The sequence below is a fragment of the Bacillus sp. XB1 genome, assembly GCF_053557995.1.
The window spans coordinates 2,916,239-2,916,946 of sequence record NZ_JBNRIL010000001.1; the positions used below are offsets into that span (position 1 = coordinate 2,916,239).

Consider the following 708-nt stretch of genomic DNA (forward strand, 5'->3'; position numbering starts at 1 on the left):
AAATGGAGGAGGTAGAGGGATTCGAACCCCCGCGCGACTCTCGCCGCCTGTCGGTTTTCAAGACCGATCCCTTCAGCCGAACTTGGGTATACCTCCATGAAGGAAAAATAAATATTTTATTATTATATGTCTAAACCATTAAAGAAAAAATGGAGGAGGTAGAGGGATTCGAACCCCCGCGCGATTCTCACCGCCTGTCGGTTTTCAAGACCGATCCCTTCAGCCGAACTTGGGTATACCTCCGAGACATATATTAAATAAAGTGGAGCCTAGCGGGATCGAACCGCTGACCTCCTGCGTGCAAGGCAGGCGCTCTCCCAGCTGAGCTAAGGCCCCATGTTTTTTGGGAATATCGGGAAGACAGGATTTGAACCTGCGACCCCCTGGTCCCAAACCAGGTGCTCTACCAAGCTGAGCCACTTCCCGTTAATAAAAGCGCGCCCGAGAGGAGTCGAACCCCTAACCTCTTGATCCGTAGTCAAACGCTCTATCCAATTGAGCTACGGGCGCATATGGTGCCGAGGGCGGGGGTCGAACCCGCACGGTGGTCACCCACCGCAGGATTTTAAGTCCTGTGCGTCTGCCTGTTCCGCCACCCCGGCATGTCATATTGAAAATTGGAGCGGAAGACGGGATTCGAACCCGCGACCCCAACCTTGGCAAGGTTGTATTCTACCACTGAACTACTTCCGCAAGACATGTATAAGT

Annotated in this window: 7 tRNA genes; all 7 read right to left on the reverse strand. The window is 52.7% G+C overall.

What is annotated here, in order from left to right:
• Positions 1-3: 3 nt before the first annotated feature.
• Positions 4-96 (reverse strand) — tRNA-Ser (locus ACK1U5_RS15045).
• A gap of 54 nt (positions 97-150) precedes the next feature.
• Positions 151-243, reverse strand: a tRNA-Ser gene (locus tag ACK1U5_RS15050).
• 20 nt (positions 244-263) lie between these two features.
• Positions 264-336: transfer RNA gene (locus tag ACK1U5_RS15055), tRNA-Ala, on the reverse strand.
• A gap of 16 nt (positions 337-352) precedes the next feature.
• A tRNA-Pro gene (locus ACK1U5_RS15060) sits at positions 353-426 on the reverse strand.
• A 10-nt stretch (positions 427-436) separates the two neighbouring features.
• Positions 437-510: transfer RNA gene (locus ACK1U5_RS15065), tRNA-Arg, on the reverse strand.
• Positions 511-513: 3 nt separating this feature from the next.
• A tRNA-Leu gene (locus tag ACK1U5_RS15070) sits at positions 514-602 on the reverse strand.
• A 16-nt stretch (positions 603-618) separates the two neighbouring features.
• Positions 619-693 (reverse strand) — tRNA-Gly (locus ACK1U5_RS15075).
• Positions 694-708 lie beyond the last annotated feature (15 nt).